The sequence below is a fragment of the Sulfurimonas sp. genome (genome assembly GCF_032250635.1).
Taxonomy (GTDB): domain Bacteria; phylum Campylobacterota; class Campylobacteria; order Campylobacterales; family Sulfurimonadaceae; genus Sulfurimonas.
The window spans coordinates 1-4,210 of sequence record NZ_JAVVFL010000188.1 but is presented as its reverse complement, the minus strand read 5'-3'; the positions used below and the strand labels follow the sequence as shown (position 1 = coordinate 4,210).

Annotated in this window: 6 protein-coding genes; all 6 read left to right on the top strand. The window is 42.2% G+C overall.

Annotated elements, in window-relative coordinates:
* Window positions 1-336: hypothetical protein (locus RQ763_RS10120; RefSeq protein ID WP_314152801.1), on the top strand; the 336-nt coding region annotated here is incomplete at its 5' end.
* Entirely contained in the window at window positions 337-1,227 is an 891-nt protein-coding gene (locus tag RQ763_RS10115; protein WP_314152799.1) for a hypothetical protein, read from the top strand. It abuts the gene before it with no gap.
* Window positions 1,217-2,644, top strand: a complete 1,428-nt coding sequence (locus RQ763_RS10110) for a hypothetical protein (RefSeq protein ID WP_314152798.1) — start codon at window positions 1,217-1,219, stop codon at window positions 2,642-2,644. The genes RQ763_RS10115 and RQ763_RS10110 overlap by 11 nt, the downstream gene beginning before the upstream one ends.
* Before the next feature lie 9 nt (window positions 2,645-2,653).
* The gene (locus tag RQ763_RS10105; protein WP_314152797.1) at window positions 2,654-3,061 is read left to right on the top strand and encodes a YcfL family protein; all 408 of its coding nucleotides are present in this window, start codon (window positions 2,654-2,656) and stop codon (window positions 3,059-3,061) included.
* A complete protein-coding gene (lpoB, locus tag RQ763_RS10100; RefSeq protein WP_314152796.1) occupies window positions 3,034-3,651 on the top strand; it encodes a penicillin-binding protein activator LpoB in 618 nt (205 codons plus the stop codon). The genes RQ763_RS10105 and lpoB overlap by 28 nt, the downstream gene beginning before the upstream one ends.
* 64 nt (window positions 3,652-3,715) lie before the next feature.
* The coding region (locus tag RQ763_RS10095) for an AAA family ATPase (RefSeq protein WP_314152795.1) at window positions 3,716-4,210 on the top strand (495 nt) is incomplete at its 3' end.

The window sequence follows — 4,210 nt, the reverse complement described above, 5'->3', positions numbered from 1 at the left end:
AGGATATCCCAAATAAGACGCGGTTTTTACGGTCTTTGGAGCGGATTTATTATGAGGAACGATGGCGGAAGCAGCAGTGATGTTCTCATAAAGATAACGGACTCAGGGGAAGCTACCATAAGATATATTGCTTCAAACTGCGGCGGAGAACTCATTATCCAAAAAAAGAGTCCGACAAAAGTAAGATTTCAGCAGAAGCTAAACTATGGAGATGACAGGTGCGCAGATATGCTTTTTGTCGAGCTCAAGAAGGTAAACGATACACAATCTCTATATATGCTCCTTGATGAAGATGATAGGGAAGTCGCCAAAGGCACGCTCTATAGAGAGGAGTAGATGAGAAGCATTTTGTACAGAACATTTTTGCTATTTTTACTCTATGCACTAAGCGGGTGTTCGCTGGAACCAAAACCAAAAGAGCAAGAAAAACTCCCGACATGGGTAAATGAGCACTCTTTGACTCAGGCAGTGGGTTCAAGCGAGGTAAACTTTCAGGGAGTTTATACCCAAAGAGCGGCTGCCCTAAATGAGGCTAAGAGCTCTTTAGCGCACAATATACGCTCATACATAACATCATCTCTTCAAAGCCATTCAAAAGTTGGCAATAACGAAATTTCAAATAAGTATAAAGACAAAATAATCGCTCTCTCAGAACTCTTTTTAAGCGATGCTCATCAGGTCGATGCATTTTTTGACTCGCAGAGGAGGCTCTACATCTTGGTAGAGAGCCCGCAAGAGAGTATTGATAGAGTAGTGGGTTTGGATGTGCAAAAAAAGAGAACTTCCCTGCCTGTTTTGAGAACACGCCCTTTTGAAAAAGAGGAGCTGATAAAGAGCAGATGCTACCAAAAAGAGCTGCTTGAGACCATCAATACAAAAAGTACTCTTTTTCAGAACAAACCCGTCTGGTTTTTTAGACCAAATCAGAGTGGAGTATTAGGCTCTGTTGGAATTGCCGAAAAAGAGGAGGGCAGAACGCTTGAAGAGCAGAAAAAAGTGGCGCTATCCCTTGCAAAATCAGCTCTGATAAAAGAGAAAAAGATGCGGATGAAGTCCAGACACGAGCTTTTGAAAATAGTAAGCGATGATATAAATACAGAGGTATTTGATTCCTCAGCAGTTATTAGAAGCGAGGATAAGTCTTTTCCTGTAGAGGTAAAAGATATCTGGCTAGACCCGCAGAGCTGTGAGCTGTATGTGTGGATTGTTGGCAGCGATGAGGTATAAAAACAGCATGGTAAAACTCTTTGGCACTACAATGTTACTCTTTGTGCCTCTTTTTTTTAGCGGATGTATAGCAAATTTGGCAAATTCTGTAGGAGTAGATATCGGCAACTCTACGCAAAGTTACGCAAAGTTTGTTGCAGGTGATTATAAATCCTCTGCTCAAATAGCAATGAAAGAGAAGAGTAAAACGGCAGAAGTGGATGATGCAAATCTTCTTCCAACACTCCAAGCCGCAAACAGTTATCTGTTTGCCAAGGAGTACAGAAGCAGTATAGAGCTTTTGGATGAGGCTGAGGCTATTATAAAGTTTCATCATCAAAAGAGCATAGCGGGCAGTGCTGGCGACTATTTAACGGGAGTCATGTTAAACGACGCGGCAAGGGATTATCAGGCATCCATCTCAGAAGCTATCATGGTAAACACATATAAAGCTCTTGATTACATGGCGCTTGGAGAGTTTGAGAAAGTGCGCGTCGAGCTTAACCGCGCAGTCGATAGAGTGCGCCGTGCAAAAGAGACCTATGCGGAGCTTATTGGAAAACAAAAAGAGGTGATAGCTCAAAAAAAGAGAGAGCAGGGCTCAAGAGCTATTGATAGTACGCTCAACAATCAACAGGTCAAGAGCATCATCTCCCAAAACTACTCCTCTCTTGGGCAGTATGCGGCATATCCAGAGTTCGTGAACCCTTTTACTCTCTATCTGGCAGGTCTCTTTTTTGCAATAGAGGGCGATTACGCAAAATCATCGTCTCTGCTTAAAGAAGTTTACGGGATGATGCCGCATAACAAAACCGTAGAGTCTGATTTTGAGATGGTAGAGTATGCTCTTGAAGGCAGAGCAGTAAAAGAGAGATATGTCTGGGTTATCTATGAAAACGGTTTGGGAGCCTCAAAGAGTGAGTTTAAAATAAACGTCCCTATCTTTTTGGCATCAAACAAGGTTATCTACACGGGTATAGCACTGCCTAGAATGAAGAGGGGTTCGGGAGCGAGCGAGGCTATCACTGTTCTTTCAGAAGGTAAAACTCTCTCAAAAACCTCAGTGGTTGGCGATATGGAGAGTGTAGTGCTCACGGAGTTTAACTACTCATATAACGACATTTTAACTCGTGCAATATTATCCGCAGCGCTTAAAACCTATGCACAGTACGAAGCAACGAGGGATAACCCATACATGGGGTTGGCTGCGGCGGCGTTTCAACTCTTAACAACTCATGCAGATACCAGAAGTTGGAATACTTTGCCAAAAGATTTTCAGGTAACAAGAGTTAAAATACCCTCTAACAATAAACTCTTGCTAAAAACCGGAGTGCACAATATAGATGTAGAGCTATCAAAGAGTGCAAAACACGCTATTGTTTATGTTAAAATACCTGCAGCTACTTCAAAACCGAGTGTAACAGTTATGGAGTTTTAAGGAGTTTAAATGAGATTAATCGGATATATCGCTTTTTTTGTTTTACTCTTTGGCGGTTGTGCCAAAGAGCCACAGATGAGCGACCAAATAGTCAAAGTTATAAGCAGTTGCGGAAACAGTGACATAGCGGTAACGGATATTAAGGGGCGTAAAAAGTCCGACGGCTTTATGCAGGCACAGGTTATCGGAGAGAATAGGTCTGATAGTTATCAACTTCTTGAGTATCAGGTCATCTGGTTTGACAAAGAGGGCTTTAAGATAGAGAGTATCCTCTCAAAGTGGAATACGGTTCCTGCCTATGCAAACCAACCGTTTCAAATCAATGCGATATCGCCCAATACCAAGGCGACTACATTTCGCTTATATATAAAATCACAAAAGGAAGTAATATGCGACGAACAATACAATGGACACTGATATTAGCAGCTCTTGGAGTTCTATTTAGCGGCTGTGAGACAAAAACTACAAACATAGATATAGACAACGATAAGGGCGAAGCGGTCATGGGTCTTGACTATAGAGACTTTCAGAGCGCGGCACAAGATATGATAGAGTCTCTGCTTGCTTCGGGCGCAGTGGATAAAAAGGATGGAGAGCGTTATGTTCTCGTGGTTTCAAGAATCATAAACGATACGATGCAGCATATAGATACGGATCAGTTGGTTAAAAAGATTCGTGTCGGACTGCTTCAAAGCGGCAAAGTGGTTGTCACTACTGCGGTTGGACTTGAGGGTGCGGAAGATGAGATGTCTATGCATGCAAGAGAGACGCTAAGAGGCAACGCGGAGTTTGACCAAAAGAGCGTTGCAGGTAAAGGGAGCATGATAGCACCGGATCTTAGCTTATCGGGCAAGATTCTTCAAAGAAGTATCAAAGTTGATTCTAAGACCCAAAGAGTTGAGTACTATTTTCAGATGTCTTTGACGGAGATAAAAACTGGTCTGGCGTATTGGGAAGATGAGCGCATAGTTGCAAAAAGAGGGAGCAACAAAGCTGTTTCATGGTAATTTAACCAACTGTTGATACCTTTTTGCTATAATCTGCACAATTTAAATATAAGGCGAAGAACTTATGATTTCTAAGATAGATTTGATTAAAAAAGAGGTTTCTAAGGTAGTTGTGGGGCAGGAGAAGATGATTGATTCTCTTCTTATTGCTCTTTTATGTGAAGGGCATATCCTTATAGAGGGTGTCCCCGGACTTGCTAAAACCACAACGGTAAATGCGCTTGCAAAAACTCTTGGGCTTAATTTCAAACGTGCACAGTTTACCCCCGATCTTCTTCCCTCAGACATACTCGGCGCTGAGATATATGACCCGCAAAACAACAGCTTTAAGATAAAAAAAGGTCCAATATTTACAAACTTGCTTTTGGCGGATGAGATTAACCGTGCTCCCGCAAAAGTTCAGTCTGCTCTGCTTGAAGTTATGCAGGAGAAGCAGGTAACATTGGGCGATACTACATTCAAGTTAGAACCTCCATTTTTTGTTATGGCTACGCAAAACCCTGTTGAGCAGGAGGGTGTATATCAGCTTCCAGAAGCGCAGCTTGATAGATTTATGCTC

Bases quoted from the DNA above. Each gene is read 5' to 3' on its own strand.
- RQ763_RS10115 (WP_314152799.1), top strand. From the start codon at position 337: ATGAGAAGCATTTTGTACAGAACATTTTTGCTATTTTTACTCTATGCA.
- RQ763_RS10110 (WP_314152798.1), top strand. From the start codon at position 1,217: ATGAGGTATAAAAACAGCATGGTAAAACTCTTTGGCACTACAATGTTA.
- RQ763_RS10105 (WP_314152797.1), top strand. From the start codon at position 2,654: ATGAGATTAATCGGATATATCGCTTTTTTTGTTTTACTCTTTGGCGGT.
- lpoB (WP_314152796.1), top strand. From the start codon at position 3,034: ATGCGACGAACAATACAATGGACACTGATATTAGCAGCTCTTGGAGTT.